Below are 16,522 nucleotides of genomic sequence, written 5' to 3'. Positions count from 1 at the left end.
CTCAGGGCAGCAGGGTCGAGCCCGGCAGCAGGGTCTCGAACAGCTCCACCACCTCCAGGTTGATCGCCTCGGGCATGCCGTCGAGCGCCGAGTCGACCAGCCCGAGCGCGCGTGCCTGGGCGTGCAGCAGCTCGGCGTCGGGCGCGCGCCCCTCGAGCAGACAATCGCGCAGCTCGCGGGCGATGCGCTCGGCGGCGCCGAGGATGGCGGCGTCGCGTGTCCGCTCGGCGGTGCTCGCGCGCTCCGGGTGGAGGCGGCAGGCGATCGGCTCGCGGATCGATTCGGGGAAGTGCCAGTGCGCGAGCAGCGCCGCGCTCACCGCGTCGGCGTCGAAGCCGAACTCGGCGCGCTCGGCCTCGGCGAGCGTCGCGCCCTTGGTGTCGACCTGCTCGAGTACCCGCAGATAGCGCTCGGGGCAGCGCGCGAAGAACACCAGCCGTCCCAGCCCGTGCAGCAGCCCGGTGATGAACAGCCGCTCGCCGTCGTGCCTGCCGCTACGCATCACGAGCTGGCGCGCGGCGATCGCGCAGGCGATGGCATGGAGCCAGAAGCGTTCCATGTTCACCCGCTCCGGCGGCAACCCCTTGAACATCTCCACCGCGCAGGTGGCGAACACCAGATCGCGCAGTGCGCGATAGCCGATCAGCCCGATCGCCTGACCGACCGTCTCCACCGCCTGTACCTGGCTGCGCCCGGCGCTGTTGACCAGCCGCAGCAACCGCGCCGAGAGCGCGGGATCGCAGCGCATCACCTCGGCGAGATCGGCTGGGGTGGTCTCGGGGTGGTCGATCAACTGATTGAGCCGCAGTGCGACCTCGGGCAGGGAGAACAGGGTGTCGATATCGCGGACCAGGGTATCGGGGTGCATGTGACTCGGCTCCGGCTGCGGTGACGGGGCGCGTGTCCGGCGCGGGGCCGCACGCGCGTGCGCTCCTCTGGCCCCAGGTCCTTGTGCACCCTGGGTCGGGCGGTGGTGACGCGCCGGGGTGCGTGCTGGAGCCGTCGGCTCAAACATACTGGATGCGCCGGGGCTGTGGTAGGGGCGGTGGTCGGTGTCAGCCGCCGGCGAGGCGGCGATAGAGCGCGAGATACTGATCCATGATCACCGCGCGGCCGAACTCGTGCTCGACCCGCTCGCGCCCGCGCGCCACCAGCGCGGCGCGCAGCGTCTCGTCGCCGAGGGTCTCGCGGATGCCGGTGGCGAGCGCCGCGGTGTCGGCGCAGGGCACGCACCAGGCGTCCTCGCCGTGACGGGTCAGTTCGCGCGCGCCGCGGAACTCGGCGGTGACCAGGGGGCGCCCCCAGCTCCAGGCCTCGAGGATGACGTTGCCCAGGGTCTCGGCCTCGAGCGAGGGGAAGACCACCAGATCGGCCAGTTGCAGATAGGGTCGGGGATCGCGCTGCCAGCCGGCCCAGACGATGCGTTCCTCCTGACCGAGCTGGCGCGCCTGGGCGCGCAGCGGTTCGGCCAGCGGGCCGTCGCCGACCATCACCAGACGCAGCGCTCGTCCGGCGATGCGCTCGGGCAGCGCCGCGAGCGCCGCGAGCAGATGGGCCTGCCCCTTGACCGGGACGAAGCGCCCGAGCGTGACCAGCACCCAGGCGTCATCGGGGATGGCGTGATGCGCGCGCAGCGCCGCGACCGTGTCGGCTGCGACCGGCACCGCCGGGTCGGCGAAGTTGTAGATGTGATGGACGCGGTCGGCGGGCAGCCCCTGGCGCACCATCCAGTCGCACAGCCCGCGGGTGTTGCCGATCCAGCCGTGGGCATGGCGATAGGGCGAGAGCTTGTAGTAGCCGCCGAGCCGGGCGAGATGGATCGGGCCGCCGCGCGGGGAGAGCCGCGTCAGCCGGGTGGCGCGTCCCATGTAGGTCTGCACGATCTCGGGACGGCGCCGCGCGATCAGCCGCGAGAGGGCATGGCGCGAATAGGGGTCCCAGGTGGTGAGGAAGGGCAGGCGGTGACAGGCCAGAGCGCCGAGCGGGTGGCCGTCGAGCGCGCTGTCGCGGCGGATCGCCAGCTCCGCCGGCGCACCGCGCTCGGCGAGCGCCTCGGCGAAGCGGATGAACCAACGCTCGGCGCCACCGAGCGCCTTGCTGGCGACGATCTGCAGACTACTGGGGTCGGACATGCGGAATTCCTGAGGTCGAATCGGCTCGGGCTCGCGAGCGCAGGGGAAGGATCGAACCGCAAAAGATTGAACCGCGAAGGCGCGAAGGACGCGAAGGGATCGAAAGTGCGCCTTTGCTCGGTGTTCAGCACGTCTTCATCCCTGATCGCGGTCTTTGCGGGTCGATGGTTGTTCGGTAAAGACGCCGAACCCAGCGGCGATCCCGCCGCGTGCTCGGCGTCTTCTCGCAGCCGTCATGGCCTGCGGTACTGGCGACTGGAGGCTGGGGGCCGGTCGCTGTCGGCGCTCGCGCCTGCCACTGAGCCTTGCCGTGACGCTTGATCCAGGCGCCGAGTCCACGAAGCCGCGCATCCCTTTGCGCACTTCGCGCCTTTGCGGTTGCCATCTTCACGGTCGCCGGGCTTTTCGGGCACGTTTGATACCGGCGCGAAGTGCACAAAGACGATCATTCCTTTGTGCGCTTCGCGTCTTGGCGGTTGTGATTCCCAGCGCGCTCGGCGAGCAGTTCGCGGTAGACGGCGAGGTTGCCCTCGACCATGCCGTCGATGGAGAAGTCGCGGCGCATCAGCGCCTGACCGCCGGCGCCGAGCGCACGGCGACGCGCCGGGTCGGCGAGCAGGGCGCTGATCGCCGCGCCCAGCGCCTCGGCGTCGCCCGGCTCGACCAGTACCCCGTTCTCGCCGTCGCGCACCGCCTCGGGGATGCCGCCGGCGCGGCTGGCGACGATCGGTACCCCGGCGCTCGCCGCCTGCAGTAGCGACACCCCCAGTCCCTCCATCAGCGCCGGGTGCACCACCAGATCGAGACAGGGCAGGATCTCGGCGAGGTCGTCGCGGAAGCCGCACAGATGGACCCGGCCCTGCAGCCCCAGCGCGTCGATACGCTCGGCCAGCGCCGCCGCCTCCGGTCCCTGACCGAAGCAGCAGAGGTGCAGCCGGGGGTGGCGCGCGATCAGCGCGGGCAGGGTCTCGAGCAGGATCGCATGGCCCTTGCGCCGGATCAGCTGGGCGATCACCCCGACCATCAGCGCGTCGGCGGGTAGCCCGAGCCGGGCGGTGATCAGCGCCCGCGCGCAGGGCCCGGCATAGGGCGCGGGGTCGATCGCGCTGCGCACCACGCGCAGCCTGTCGGCCGCCAGCCCCTCGTCGCGCAGCACCCGGGCGATGCCCTCGGAAATGGCCACCACGCGGTCGTGCAGCCGGTACTTGAGCGCCACCAGCCAGCGCGGCTCGGGGTTGTCGACGCGGCGGGTGTGGATCACCGGCACCCCGCGCAGCCGTGCGGCGATGCCGCCCATGACGTCGGCGCCGATGCGGCTGTGCAGGTGTACCAGGTCGGGCCGGGTGCGGTCGATCAGCCGCGCCAGCCGCGCGGCCATCAGCAGGTCGGCGTCGCCGTGCATCGGCATGCCGTGGACCTCGGCCACCGGGGCCGCGGCCCGGGCCAGGTCGCAGCCGCGCGGACAGGCGAGCAGGTTGTGATGACCGCGCGCGTGCAGTCCGCGCAGCAGGTGCAGCACCTGGAAGGCGCCGCCGTAGAGATGACGCCCGCCCTCGACGTGGAGGACGCGCAATGTCCGCTCAGGGGTCGGCTCAGTCATCGGCGAGCAGCTCGCGGGCGGCCTCGACCACCGCCTCGACGGTGATCTCGCGCATGCAGTCGAAGCGCCCCTCACAGCTCGGATGGCGCTTGCACGGTGAGCAGGGGCGCGGGTGATAGAGCACCCGGGCGTTGTCGCGGGTGGTGTCGAGATAGGGACAGGTCGAGCCGAACAACAGCAGGCTCGGGGTGTTCATGGCGATGCCGATGTGGCCGAGCCCGGTGTCGACCGCCACCGCGAGCGCCGCGCGGTCGATCAGCGCGGCGGCCTCGGTGAGGCTGGTGGCGCCGGCGAGATCGAGCAGCGGCGCCTTGCAGCGCGCGACGATCCGCGCCGCCGCCGCGCGGTCGCCGGGGCCGCCGAGCAGTACCGGGACGAGCCCCAGCTCCTGATGCAGCCGCTCGGCGAGGTCCGCCCAGCGCGACTCGATCCAGTGCTTCTGGGGCCGGGTGGTGAAGGGGCTGAGCGCGACCAGCCGCGCCCCGGCCCCGGCCGGCGCGACCAGCTCGGCGACGCGCGCGCGCTCGGCCTCGCCATGGTGCACCGCCATCGCGAAGGGCTCGACGGCGAGATCGAGGGTCCGGGCCAGGTGCAGATACTCGGAGCCGATGCGCTTGTAGGGACCGTCGCGCGCCACGGTGCGGGTCATCAGCCACTGGCTGCCCTCGCGCGAGCCCAGACCGATGCGCTCGGGCGCGCCGCTGAACCAGGTCAGCATGCCGCTCTTGAGCAGCCCCTGGAGGTCGATGGCGCGATCGAAGCGGCGCGCGCGCAACTCGGCGCGCATCGCGCGCAGCTCGCGCGCGAGCGTGCCCAGGCGACGCTCGCGCACCAGTCTGCGCCAGCGGTTGATCGGGCAGGGGATCACCTCGTCGAGGTCGGGGTGCTGGGCGAGCAGCGGCGCGCACTCGGGTTGGACCAGCCAGGCGATGTGGGCGTGTGGATGACTGCGGCGCAGCGCCGCGACCAGCGGCGAGGCGAAGACCACGTCGCCGATGGCCGAGAGGCGCACCAGCAGGATGCGCGGGGCGTTGGGGTCTGGGCTTGGTGACATGTCGGTTGATCGGGTTCGGCGCAACGATGGTGTCCGGCCGGGGCGACCGGCGGGGTTGCTGATGGTCGTTATGATCCCAGAAATCGCCGGGCGCCGCGCGGCTGTCCGGACCCCGCCGGTTTTCGCCATAATGATGTCCATCCCGCCGGCCACGCGTCGGCCCACCGCCAGCCTCCGGACCCCGAGCATGACCCCAGCGACCCCCAGCCAGCCGAGCCCCCGCCCCGTGTGTCTCTTCATCCCCAGCTTCGGCGACGGCGGGGTGGAGCGGATGATGGTCAACATTGCCCGCGGGATCGCCGGGCACGGCCATCCGGTCGACTTCGTGGTCAACGACGCCGGGGCGCCCTTCGTCGACACCCTGCCGCCCGAGGTGCGGGTGCACGTGCTCGCGGCGAGCGGGCTGCGCGCGCGCACCCGTTTTCTCGCCGAGCTGGTCGCGCGCACCCGCCCGGCGGCGGTGCTCACCGCCAAGACCCGCGACGACCGGGTCGCGCTCGCGGTCAAGCGTCGGCTCGGCGGCGACACCCGCTACGTGCTGCGTCCCGGCACCGCGATGAGCGAGCGCTGGCGCGCCCGCGGCAAGGGCTGGCTGTGGCGCTGGCGCGAGACGCGCCGGCTGCGCGCGCTCTATCGTCGCGCCGACGCCGTGGTGGCGGTCTCCGAGGGCGTGGCCGAGGACATCGTCGCCATCACCGGCATCCCGCGCGAGCGGGTGCGGGTGATCCGCAACCCCAACATCACCCCGGAACTGGCGGCGCTGGCCGCGGCCGAGGTCGACCACCCCTGGTTCGCGCCCGGCGCCGAGCCGGTGATCATGGGGGTCGGTGGGCTGCGTACCCAGAAGGATTTCGAGACCCTGATCCGCGCCTTCGCCCGGGTGCGCGAGGCTCGTCCCTGTCGGCTGCTGATCCTCGGCGAGGGCCGTCAGCGCGAGCGCTTGCTGCGTCTGGCCGCCGAGCTGGGGGTGGCGGACGCGGTGGCGCTGCCCGGGTTCGAGTCCAACCCCTATCGCTTCCTCGCCCGCGCCGCGCTGTTCGCGCTGTCCTCGCGCTGGGAGGGCTCGCCCAACGTGCTCACCGAGGCGCTCGCGCTCGGCACCCCGGTGGTCGCCACCGACTGTCGCAGCGGTCCGCGCGAGATCACCCGTGGCGGCGAGTACGGCCCGCTGGTCGCCGTCGGCGACGTCGCGGCCCTGGCCGCGGCGATCGAGCGCACCCTCGATCGGCCGCTGCCCGCCGAGCGGTTGCGCGAGGCAGTCGCCGAGTACCGTCTGGAGACCAGCGCCGGGCGCTATCTGGAGGTCTTCGGGCTGCGCTAGCCGGGCGCTGTTCGCCAATCGCGACCGCTGCCGATGCCGGACTCGGCATCGGCGCGCGCCGCTGTCGCGCTGGTGCCGCGACCGTGGTGGCCGCAGTGCGCGCACTCGAGCAGATGGAAGCGCTCGGCGAGTCGATAGTGGGCGAGGCGGGGCTGGCCGCACTGCGGACAGGTCTCGGTGCCGACCCGACTGCGCGCCTTGTGCGCCTGCTCGGCGTCGCGGATGAGCTGGTGCAGCGCCGCCTTGGAGCGTCGGCAGGCCTGGGCCTTGGGGCCCTGGCTGAGTTGTTCGAGGATCAGCGACTCCGGGGTCGCGCTGCCGCGGATGCCGTAAGCACCGGGGGCCGGGTGGGGCGTCTCCGGGGTGTCGTCGCGTGGTTCTTTGGGGGAAGTCATGACGATTCCTGGCTGGTCGATGTTGACGGATGATCGGGGTGCGAACGGTCGGTGGCAAGTCGCACCGAGCGTCTCGTCAATGCTGGTCCTGCGTTCGTTCGTGGTGCTGCTATGCTTAACGCTCTGGACCCGATGGTGTTCCGATCGCAACCGCAGGAGCCTGTGTATGAGCAAGCGCATCACGACCGTCGCCGCGGCCTGTCTGGCCGCCGGTATCGGCCTGCCCCAGGGCGGCGAGGCCTGTACCCGCACCCTCTATGTCGGCGACGACGAGACGGTGATCACCGGTCGCAACATGGACTGGATGCAGTCGATGGAGACCGCGCTCTGGGTGTTCCCGCGCGGCATGGCGCGCGATGGCCGGGCGGGACCGGACTCGCCGAGCTGGGTGTCGAAGTACGGCAGCCTGGTCGCCTCGTCCTACGATCTGGCAACCAGTGACGGCATGAACGAGAAGGGGCTGGTGGCCAACCTGCTCTATCTGGCCGAGTCCGACTACGGTGAGGACGCCGCGCTGCCGCCGCTCTCGATCGCGCTCTGGGCGCAGTACGCGCTCGACAACTACGCCACCGTCGCCGAGGCGGTGCAGGGGCTGACCGAGCAGCCGCTGCGGGTGGTCGCCAAGGATCTGCCCAACGGCAAGCCCGCCGCGCTCCATCTCTCGCTCTCCGACCCCAGTGGCGATTCGGCGATCTTCGAGTACCTCGACGGCGAATTGGTCGTCCATCACGGCCCCGAGTACCGGGTGATGACCAACTCGCCGCCCTATGCCGAGCAGCTGGCGATCGATACCTATTGGCAGGGGGTCGGCGGTATGGCCTTCCTGCCCGGCACGGTGCGCGCCGCCGATCGCTATGCGCGCGCCTCCTTCCTGCTCGATGCGGTGCCCAAGTCGCTCGACGACGACTATCTCGACGCCGTGCCCAATCGTACTTATGCCAACCAGGCCGTCGCCCAGGTGCTCTCGGTGCAGCGCGCCGTCTCGGTGCCGTTGGGCATCAGCGTCGAGCAGCAGCCCAACCTCGCCTCGACCCTGTGGTCGGTGGCCGCCGACCAGAAGAATCGGGTCTATTACTTCTCCTCGGCGACCACGCCCAACACCTTCTGGGTCGCGCTCGACGACCTCGATTTCTCGCCCGGGGCCGAGGTCAAGACCCTGCCGGTCGACGGCGGCTATGTCTATGCCGGCAACGCCGCCGCGCATTTCACCGCCGCCGAGCCCTTCACCTTCATGGACGCCTCCGGCAGCGACTGAGCCGGTGCGCCGGGGCCAGCGCGCCCCGGCGCGCGCCCTCAGTGGGCGAAGCTGGGCGCGGGCGGCGCCGGGTCGTGTGCGCGTAACCCCTCGAAGTGGGCGACGGCCTTGGCGAGGTCGGCGAGCAGCAGCTCGGCGAGATCGGCGCTGAAGCCCTCGCGCACCACCACGCGCAGCACCGCGACCGACTCGGCGTGCTCGGGCATGGTGTAGGCGGGTACCTGCCAGCCGCTCTCGCGCAGCTTGTGGGAGATGTCGAAGACGCTGTAGTCGGTGATCTCGTCGCGCAGCTTGAAGGCGAACACCGGGATGGTGCTGGCGTCGCTGACCAGCTCGAAGGGGCCGAGGTCGGCGACGTTGCGCGCCAGTTCGGTAGCCACCTCGCGCAGTGCCGTCATCACCTGGGTGTAGCCGGCGCGCCCCAGACGCAGGAAGTTGTAGTACTGGCCGACCACCTGGTTGCCGGGGCGGGAGAAGTTGAGGGTAAAGGTCGGCATGTCGCCGCCGAGATAGTTGACCCGGAAGATCAGCTCCTCGGGCAGGTCCTCGTGGCCGCGCCACACCACCCAGCCGACGCCGGGGTAGACCAGGCCGTACTTGTGCCCGGAGACGTTGATCGACTTGACCAGCGGCAGGCGGAAGTCCCACACCAGCTCGGGGTCGAGGAAGGGGGCGACGAAGCCGCCGCTGGCGGCGTCGACGTGCATCGGGATCTCCCAGCCGGTGGTGGCGTTCTGCGTCTCCAGCGCGGCGTGGATCGCTTCGATCGGCTCGTACTCCCCGGTGAAGGTGGTGCCGAGGATGGCGACCACGCCGATGGTGTGCGCGTCGGTGCGGGCGATCACCTCCTCCGGGGTGATGACGTAACGCCCCTTCTCCATCGGGATGTAGCGCGGCTCGACGTCCCAGTAGCGACAGAACTTCTCCCACACCACCTGGACATTGGCGCCGAGGATCAGGTTGGGACGATGGGTATCCTCGCCGCGGGCGCGGCGCCGCGCCCGCCAGCGCCACTTCAGCGCCATCCCGGCGAGCATCACCGCCTCGCTCGAGCCGATCGCCGAGGCGCCGACCCCCTGCTCGGGGGCGTGGAAGAGGTCGGAGACGATGTTGACGCAGCGCGCCTCGATCTCGGCGGTGCGCGGGTACTCGTCCTTGTCGATCAGGTTCTTGTCGAAGGCCTCGGCCATCAGCCGCTCGGCCTGGGGTTCCATCCAGGTGGTGACGAAGGTCGCCAGGTTGAGCCGGGCATTGCCGTCGAGCATCAGCTCGTCGTGGATCAGGTCGTAGACCGTCTCGGGCTCGATCTCGTGCTCCGGCAGACGGTATCGCGGCACCGCCTCCAGCATGCGTCGCCGCGCATAGGCCGGCGCGAGCAGTGCATCCTGCTCCTCCGGGCTGATCGACTCGATCTTTCGCGTCACCATCGCCAATCCCTCCATCGCCACCGCCCCGGGGTTCGGGGCGCTAGGTGCAAGCGTAGTCAATGGTGCGCGGGTCGCCCGTCGGTGTGCATTCGGATCGGGCAAAGGGGCCGCAGTCGACTGAATCCGTTGTGGAAAGTTTGCCTTCCGCCGCCGCCCCGGCCATACTGCCGCCGCCCCTGAGTTGCAGCGTGGCGTCAGCGACGTTCAGCGTCGCACGTCACCCTCTTCCAACCCCGAAACGAGTCTATCCGCCGTGCCCATCGAGCTATTCTGGCTGCTCCTGCCGTGGAGCCTCGCGTTCATCTTTCTCGGTCGGTTGCGCGCCTGCCCGCCGCTGACGCGTCCGGTCGGTGGGGGCAAGGTGTCGGTGATCATCCCGGCGCGCAACGAGCAGTCGCGGTTGCCGCCGCTGCTCGCCTCGTTGCGTGAACAGGACCACGACGACTACGAGGTCATCGTCGTCGACGACAATTCCACCGACGCGACCGCGGCGCTGGCGCGTGCCGCCGGGGCAAAGACCTTGTGTCTCGGCGAGTTGCCGCCCGGCTGGCTCGGCAAGCCCCATGCCTGCTGGGTCGGGGCGCAGGCGGCGAGCGGCGACCTGCTGGTCTTTCTCGACGCCGACACCGAGCTCGAACCCGCCGGACTGCGGCGCATCGCCGCCACCCATGCCGCGCGTGGCGGGCTGGTCTCGGTGCAGCCCTATCACCGCATGGTCGCGGCCTACGAGCGGCTGTCGTCGATCTTCTTCGTCATCATGATGGCGAGCATCCGCTCCTTCACCCTGGCCGGCGACGCGCTGCGCGCCAACGGCAGCTTCGGTCCCTGCATGGTGTGCTCGCGCGCGGACTACTTCCGCACCGGCGGGCATCGTCTGGTGCGCGCCGAGATCGTCGATGACGTGGCGCTGGCGCGCGAGATGGCGCGGCGTGGTGTGCCGACCTCGAACTTCATCGGCGCCGGCACCATCGCCTTTCGCATGTATCCCGACGGGGTGCGCGATCTCGCCGACGGTTGGACCAAGAACCTCGCGCGCGGGGCGATGACCACCGGCCCGCTGATGCTGCTGATGACCACCTACTGGATCTATGGCGCGGTGGCCGCCGTCGACGCCTCGCTGGGCTGGGCGAGCCAGGGGCTGTCGGCCTGGGTGGTCGCGGGGCTGATCGCCTACGCGGCCTATGTCGCGCAGCTGTGGTGGCTGTTGCGCCGGCTCGGCAACTTCGGGCTGGCCACGGCGCTCACCTATCCGGTCTCACTGGCCTTCTTCGTCGCGGTCTTCTTCCGCTCGCTCTATCGCACCCTGGTGTGCAACAGCGTGCGCTGGAAGGGGCGCTCGATCGCGGTGCGCACGCCGGGCTAGGAGCGCGATCGCGCGCAGCAGCCGCGCGCGGTTGTAGCGTTGCACCAGGATGCAGGGGGCGTTGACCAGCGCACCATAGATCAGCATCGCCACGCCGACCGGCCAGGGGGTCCAGACGAAGAAGCTCAGCGCCATCGCCCAGGTCAGCCAGTGCGAGACCTCGGCGCGCGTGGTCTCGCGCACGAAGCGGTGTAGATAGGCGAGATCCTGACCCCGCAGGTTGCGCTTGGAGAAGCCGCCGGCATAGAAGGCCCCGGCCTCAGGCAGATGATCCTTCCACGTCTGGATGCCGAGCCGCTGATAGAGCCGACCGTCCAGCTCCCAGCGATAGCTGCGACCGAGCAGCGGCAGCCCGGCGAGCAGGCGCTCGGGCAGGCGATGCGCCAGATAGCCCGCGCCGAAGTGGATCGACAGCCAGATCAGGGCATAGAGCGCGACGGTCGTCAGCACGGCGGGGAGTCTCGCGGTAGTGGGGGAGGGGCGGCATCTTAGAGGCGTTCGGCGAGCGCGACCAGCCTTGAACCCAGGACGCGCGGCCCTCAGAGAGCACGGGTCGGCGCGCGCTGGCCGCTCTCCATGCCGGGCGCGAGGGCGCCATCACACGAGGAGGTATCGATTATGCGGGTTCACACCCTGTTGCTGGCCGTCGTCACCGGGCTGTGGGCGCTCCCGGCCACCGCCGACTGGACCGACGCGCGCTGCGAGATCTACCCCAAGGGTGAGGACCGTGCCGAGCAGACGCTTCCCTGTACCTTCAGCCAGCGCCAGGGCTATGTGACCATCACCCGCGAGGACGGCGTGGTGCACGAGCTGGCGCCGAGCGGTGAGGCGGTGGGCAACTTCCGCGATCAGGCGGGCCGCCCGGTCTATCGCCAGAGCGGGCTCGGCGACCAGGGGGTGATCTTCCGCTTCCCCGACGAGAGCCTGTATGTCTATTGGGATCGCGGCCCGACGACGACCGCCGCCGCAGACAATCCGACCTGGCCCTTCTCCACCGCCGACTACGACGCCACCACGCTGCTGCGCTGTCGCGCCCTCACCGCCGAGGCGTTCGGCCAATGCCCGGCCGGCATCCTGCGCATGGACGAGGGCCAGGCCTCGATCGTGGTGCAGAGCCCAGCCGGTGAGCAGTTCACCATCAACTTCATGACCGGGTACGTCAACGCCACCAACCGCAGCGTCGAGGCCTCACGCGATGGCGATACCTGGACCGTCGTCATCGACGGCCAAGAGGTCTATGAGGTGCCACTCGCCGCGATCGAGGGAGGCTGAGGCGATGAGATATCCGACCATTCTGCTGATCGCGCTGCTGTGCGGCGTCAGTTCGCTGGCGCTGGCCGAGTCCTCGCTCCTGGCGGGGACGGCCTGGAGGCTGGTCGAGATCCAGTCGATGGACGACCAGGTCTATGTCCCCGACGATGAGGCCGAGTACAGTCTCGAACTGCGCGATGACGGCATGGTGGCGATTCGCGCCGACTGCCAGCTCGGCACCGGCACCTGGACGTCGGACGCGCCCGGTCAGCTGCGCTTCGGCGCCATCGCGACGACCCGGGCGCTGTGCCCGCCAGGCTCCCTGTCCGAGCGCTATCTGGCGCAGTTCCAGTGGGTGCGGAGCTATGTCATCGAGGGCGGACACCTCTTCCTCGCCACCATGGCCGACGGTTCCATCATCGAGCTGGCGCTGCTCGAGCCTCCGGCACCGGTCGCGACCCTCTTCGGCGAGTCGCTGCGCGACGTCGATGCCACGCAGCTCCAGGAGATCATCCTCGGGCGCCTGTTCGAGCACTATGCCGACGAGCAGGGCATCGTCGCCGAGCCAGACGAGATCGCCGCCATGCTCGAACGGCTGCGCGCCGGTCGGGCGGCGGCGGGACTGGACGCCGAGACCGCGTTGAGCCCGGAGGAGCGTGAACAACTGGCGGTCATGCAGCGCGACATGGCCCGCGCCCTGATCCGTCACTGGAAGATCAACCGTGCCCTCCACCAAGAGTACGGCGGGCGCATCATCTATCAACAGCTCGGCCCGGAACCGCTCGATGCCTATCGCGCCTTCCTCGACGCACAACAGACCGCGGGCGCCTTCAGTATCCACGACCCCGCCCTGGCCGCGGCGTTCTGGCGCTACTTCACCGATGAGTCGATCCACGACTTCATGCCCCCGGGCAGCGACGACGAGACGCAGGCGTTCGCCGTCCCGCCCTGGGAACGTTGATCTGGTAGGCGCTGAGCGGTGAAGGCATGGCAAGGCGCGACAGGGCGTCGTGATGTCCACCAGAACGGCGCCGAGCCCTCGTGCGGTCTCCGATGCGCAGCACCTCGGGCAGGCGCTTGGCCGGCCTCAGGCCGCCAGCCCCCGCCCCGGACCGAACAGCGCCCTGGCGCGCCCGACACCCCGCAGATAACGACACTCCCGCTGCGCGGCGAGCGCCGTCAGCCGCTCTGGCGCACCGATCGCGGTACCAAACCCCTTGAGCAGGAAACCCGCGTGCTCGACGAAGCGCTCCGGCGCAATGCCGAGTCGGGTGAGGATGTCGGGCAGCTCCGCCGGGATCGCCCCGCGCTTGCGTGGATGCAGGGCGCGACCGAGCGAGTCGACCAGGGTCAGATAGTCGTCGAAGGTGAAGGGGATCGACGCGGGGATCTCGGCGGGGTTGCCGAAGGGCAGTAGTGGGGCAGGGGGAAGGCGGTCGAGCGCGGTCTCCCAGAGATTGGTGCTACGGGCGTCCGGCGAGGTGTCGTTCTCGGGTTCGGGCGGTGTGGGTGCGTGACTGGCTGGTGTCTTGCGCTGGGGAATCGGTCGTTGCGAATCGGGAGAGACCTCTGGTGGTGTCTCCGGCCCGACATCCGGGCGGTACGCCACGTCGAGATGCTGCCCGATCGCCGTACCCTCATCGCCCGCGCGCAAGTCGGCGATCCGCGCCGCGATCCCGGTATGCGCACTCTCCTCCGGCGTCTCCGCGATCCCGGCGCGGATCGGGTTGAGATCGACATAGGCCATCACCGCCAACAGTGCCGTCTCGTCGAGGATCGCCTGCGAACGGAAGCGTCCCTCCCAGAACCGCCCGCGGACCCCATCCTCCCGATTCGCCGCCCGCGCGATCGACTCGTTCAACACCCGCATGAACCACGAGAGATCCGCCAGCCGCGCCCGATAGGTCGCGATCAACCCTGCGACCACCTCCAGCTCCGCCTCGGTCATCCCGGCCCGCGTCGCAGGCGACAGGAACCGCTCCACCACCATAGGACCCCGGAACAGACACCGCCAGCGCCGCAGCACCTCGGTCTCCGACCACCCCGCCGCCCGATCGGCATCCACCCGCACCACCAGATGCACGTGATTGCTCATCACCGCATAGGCCGCGACATCAATCGCGAACACCCCCGCGAGCTGTCGCAACCGCAACTCCACCCACCCGCGCCGATGCTCGAAGCTCCGCCCCGTCAGCCGATCGAAGCCACACAGATACGCCCGGCGCACGCAACGCGTGACGACGTGATACCAGGGCGTATCGGAGAGGGAGACGAGCGAGGCGCGGGGACGAGTCATGAAGCATCTCCGCTGGGGGAGTTGGGAGAAGCGTAGGAGAGCGCCTTGGGAGCGTCAACGGTAAGTGGTAAGTGGATGTCCTTTCAACGCCACCAGGGCGTATCGGACAAGGAGACGAGCGCGGCGCGAGGACGAGTCATGGGGCATCTCCGCTGGGGGTGTTGGGAGAAGCATAGGAGAGGGCCTTGGGAGCGTCAACGGTAAGTGGATGTCCTTTTCTTGCCACCCGGCGCACGCACCGCGTGACGACGTGATACCAAGGCGTATCGGACAAGGAGACGAGCGAGGCGCGGGGACGGGTCATGGGGCATCTCCGCTGCAGGTGTTGGGAGAAGCGTAGAAGAGGGCCTTGGGAGCGTCAACGGTAAGTGGGTGTCCCTTTGCTTGCGGTTCCCTTTAATTTGATTCTACCCGTTTTAGCTGCTCAATTCTTGAGTTAATGGCTTCCTGAAGTTCGCTATAACCGGCAAACCATGTTGTTTTATTATTTTCTTCAAAATGATATCTCCATTTCTCAAAAGCCTCCGATGAATTTGATATGAGTTTACGCGGCTCCCATGCAAACTGTATTTTGAACTTCTCGTTGATTGCTTTAGCGATACTTTTGTGCCATTCAGATGGCTTTGTGATTTCTCTTGTTTTTTCTTGAATGTGGGTTTTTGATTCGCTGCTTAAACTCTCGTATAAAGGCATTAGCTTATGCCCCCTTTCAAACTTGCCTTTCTCTATTGCAAGAATGAGTTTTATTTTTAACTCCAGGCTAAACGATGCCATTGTTATGTATGCTTCTATGAAATCCGCGTTTGGGGTTTGTTTAGAGCTTGCATCAATGATGCAGATAGGTTCGTTGCCTTTTTTTACTATCACTGGGAAGGATTTTGGCTTATATTTATCATTGTTAATGATGCGGTCCACTATTGCTTCTGTAGCCATGTGGTGGCTGCGCGCGGCTTTTTCTAGTTTTTCAATATTCATTTCATGAGGTGATTCGGTCATTATTTGGTTGGTGTGTCGGTTATTTAATGCTAATATTTTTAATATTTTTAATATTTTTGCGCGTATGGCGGTAATTGTGTGTCCCTTTACTTGCTACGATTTTTCGATGTTAATAGTTGTTGTGAATCACACGCATTGTTAGCGAGGGTATGTCAAGGGCTGGTAAGTTTTTCGGTAGTGCCCTGGCCGATAGGATTTTGAGTCGCTCAATGTTTTTGGCTCGCCCGCAATGAATCACGCGCACATCGTAGCGTTGTAATGATGAGTGAAGTTCCAGAGTGCGCCCAGATGGTTTTCCTGGTTCTTCGAGAACGCGAGCGACTTTCTCACCAAGCGGGAGATACGCTGCCGGAGTGTACCGTTGAACCGTTCGATGTGGTTGGTTTCCCCTTGTGACTTCGCACTGGGATAATGTCGGTGTGCCGGGATGATCCGCGCATAGGCGCTCCAGAAATCTGTGTAGACGGGAGCGGAAGTCTGATATTGCGCTGGGATGGAATCCCACAGAGCCTGTGCGGAGCGCTCCGTACGATCGCCAACATGGACTCCGACGATACGCCGGGTCAGGCGATCCATGGCGACCCATGGCGACCCAAATCCATTGTTTGTTCAGGCGTTTTCCGACAAAGGACCACAGCTCGTCGCACTCCAGGATCACTCCGTAGGGTGTGGTGTTTTTTTTAGCGCGACCTGACGAGGAACCTTCTTGTACTTCTCGTTCACGTAGTTCTGCAGCCAGGCCTCGGAGACCTTCACCGCACGGGCAATTCCGGCCAGGGAGATTTTTTCCAGCAGCAACCGATCGATCAGTTCCCGGGTTTCCTGAGAAACCGGTCCCTTGGCAGGATGGAGAACGAACTGGCGCCCGCAATCTTGACACTTGTACAACTGCTTTTTCAGCCGGTTGAATCCATTTTTGGTCACATGGTTGGAGTGACACTGCGGACATGTCAGATACATCGTCTTCACCCTTAAAGCAAGAGATTCTGATCTTATCGAAACCTATCAGTCAGGGCACTGCCCGTGTCGGTTATTTAATGTGCTGATTTTTAAGCTTTTTTGCGCGTATGGTAAGTGTGTTTTTTGCCGGTTCGATTTCATATCTATAGACTTCAAATGGCCAATCATCAAAAGTCATCAGCTTTCTGAATTCACCACCATCTGGTGAGATGAGTTGGGTTATTTCACTTGGTTCCATTGTCTGATTCGCAACAGTGCCATCGAAGTCCTTAAATTTGACCTGTATATTGATCGTTCCTTGATTTGAAAATAAGCACAAATACTCGTTCAAATGCATACGTAACCCGTTTTTGGTTGGTTAAACGGCACACGCCGGCAGCGTATTTCCCCCTTGGTGAGAAGGTCGCTCGCGTTCTCGAAGAAACAGGAAAACCATCTTGTTGCACTCTTGAGCTTCGCTCGTGACTAAAAT

14 protein-coding genes and 2 pseudogenes are annotated in these 16,522 nt (G+C 67.1%); 6 read left to right on the top strand and 10 right to left on the bottom strand.

The window, feature by feature from the left end; genetic code table 11:
* Position 1 precedes the first annotated feature (1 nt).
* From ACAM26_RS02060 to waaF, 4 genes are all read right to left on the bottom strand, one after another.
* Positions 2-868 carry an HDOD domain-containing protein gene (locus tag ACAM26_RS02060; RefSeq protein WP_369613042.1) on the bottom strand — a complete coding sequence of 289 codons (867 nt, stop codon included), beginning with the start codon at positions 866-868 and terminating at the stop codon, positions 2-4.
* Positions 869-1,055: 187 nt separating this feature from the next.
* Positions 1,056-2,132: a glycosyltransferase gene (locus ACAM26_RS02055; RefSeq protein ID WP_369613041.1), complete on the bottom strand. Its 1,077-nt coding sequence runs from the start codon at positions 2,130-2,132 to the stop codon at positions 1,056-1,058.
* Positions 2,133-2,577: 445 nt separating this feature from the next.
* Positions 2,578-3,705, bottom strand: a complete 1,128-nt coding sequence (locus tag ACAM26_RS02050) for a glycosyltransferase (protein ID WP_369613476.1) — start codon at positions 3,703-3,705, stop codon at positions 2,578-2,580.
* Positions 3,706-3,724: 19 nt separating this feature from the next.
* Positions 3,725-4,786 carry a lipopolysaccharide heptosyltransferase II gene (gene waaF, locus ACAM26_RS02045; RefSeq protein WP_369613040.1) on the bottom strand — a complete coding sequence of 354 codons (1,062 nt, stop codon included), beginning with the start codon at positions 4,784-4,786 and terminating at the stop codon, positions 3,725-3,727.
* Positions 4,787-4,973: 187 nt separating this feature from the next.
* Between waaF and ACAM26_RS02040 the strand changes: the two genes are divergently transcribed.
* Positions 4,974-6,107, top strand: coding sequence for a glycosyltransferase (locus ACAM26_RS02040; RefSeq protein WP_369613039.1), 1,134 nt, complete (start codon positions 4,974-4,976; stop codon positions 6,105-6,107).
* On the opposite strand, the gene ACAM26_RS02035 is transcribed toward ACAM26_RS02040, so the two are convergent.
* On the bottom strand, positions 6,104-6,502 hold the full coding sequence (locus ACAM26_RS02035; protein WP_369613038.1) for a hypothetical protein: 399 nt from the start codon (positions 6,500-6,502) through the stop codon (positions 6,104-6,106). The two genes, ACAM26_RS02040 and ACAM26_RS02035, sit on opposite strands and share 4 nt — an antisense overlap.
* Before the next feature lie 166 nt (positions 6,503-6,668).
* Between ACAM26_RS02035 and ACAM26_RS02030 the strand changes: the two genes are divergently transcribed.
* The gene (locus ACAM26_RS02030) at positions 6,669-7,757 is read left to right on the top strand and encodes a linear amide C-N hydrolase (RefSeq protein WP_369613037.1); all 1,089 of its coding nucleotides are present in this window, start codon (positions 6,669-6,671) and stop codon (positions 7,755-7,757) included.
* A 38-nt stretch (positions 7,758-7,795) separates the two neighbouring features.
* On the opposite strand, the gene ACAM26_RS02025 is transcribed toward ACAM26_RS02030, so the two are convergent.
* Complete coding sequence (locus ACAM26_RS02025) at positions 7,796-9,184, bottom strand: glutamate decarboxylase (protein WP_369613036.1); 1,389 nt, start codon at positions 9,182-9,184, stop codon at positions 7,796-7,798.
* A 253-nt stretch (positions 9,185-9,437) separates the two neighbouring features.
* Between ACAM26_RS02025 and ACAM26_RS02020 the strand changes: the two genes are divergently transcribed.
* The gene (locus tag ACAM26_RS02020) at positions 9,438-10,547 is read left to right on the top strand and encodes a glycosyltransferase family 2 protein (RefSeq protein ID WP_369613035.1); all 1,110 of its coding nucleotides are present in this window, start codon (positions 9,438-9,440) and stop codon (positions 10,545-10,547) included.
* Here the strand turns inward: ACAM26_RS02020 and ACAM26_RS02015 are convergent.
* Positions 10,440-10,997, bottom strand: a complete 558-nt coding sequence (locus ACAM26_RS02015) for a hypothetical protein (RefSeq protein ID WP_190288065.1) — start codon at positions 10,995-10,997, stop codon at positions 10,440-10,442. The two genes, ACAM26_RS02020 and ACAM26_RS02015, sit on opposite strands and share 108 nt — an antisense overlap.
* Before the next feature lie 168 nt (positions 10,998-11,165).
* Here ACAM26_RS02015 and ACAM26_RS02010 point away from each other — a divergent pair, with 168 nt between their 5' ends.
* Entirely contained in the window at positions 11,166-11,819 is a 654-nt protein-coding gene (locus ACAM26_RS02010; protein WP_369613034.1) for a hypothetical protein, read from the top strand.
* A gap of 4 nt (positions 11,820-11,823) precedes the next feature.
* Positions 11,824-12,759, top strand: a complete 936-nt coding sequence (locus tag ACAM26_RS02005; RefSeq protein ID WP_369613033.1) for an META domain-containing protein — start codon at positions 11,824-11,826, stop codon at positions 12,757-12,759.
* A gap of 126 nt (positions 12,760-12,885) precedes the next feature.
* Here the strand turns inward: ACAM26_RS02005 and ACAM26_RS02000 are convergent, their stop codons facing one another.
* From ACAM26_RS02000 to ACAM26_RS01990, 3 genes and pseudogenes are all read right to left on the bottom strand, one after another.
* Positions 12,886-14,094, bottom strand: a complete 1,209-nt coding sequence (locus ACAM26_RS02000) for a transposase (protein ID WP_369613032.1) — start codon at positions 14,092-14,094, stop codon at positions 12,886-12,888.
* A gap of 396 nt (positions 14,095-14,490) precedes the next feature.
* Positions 14,491-15,090: a hypothetical protein gene (locus tag ACAM26_RS01995; RefSeq protein WP_369613031.1), complete on the bottom strand. Its 600-nt coding sequence runs from the start codon at positions 15,088-15,090 to the stop codon at positions 14,491-14,493.
* 234 nt (positions 15,091-15,324) lie between these two features.
* Positions 15,325-16,044, bottom strand: a pseudogene (locus ACAM26_RS01990) (IS1 family transposase).
* 364 nt (positions 16,045-16,408) lie between these two features.
* Here ACAM26_RS01990 and ACAM26_RS01985 point away from each other — a divergent pair.
* Positions 16,409-16,519, top strand: a pseudogene (locus ACAM26_RS01985) (IS1 family transposase); the annotation flags it as partial.
* Positions 16,520-16,522 lie beyond the last annotated feature (3 nt).

Source organism: Marichromatium sp. PS1, assembly GCF_041155115.1.
Taxonomy (GTDB): Bacteria; Pseudomonadota; Gammaproteobacteria; order Chromatiales; family Chromatiaceae; genus Marichromatium; species Marichromatium gracile.
This window is presented reverse-complemented; position numbering and strand designations above follow the sequence as displayed.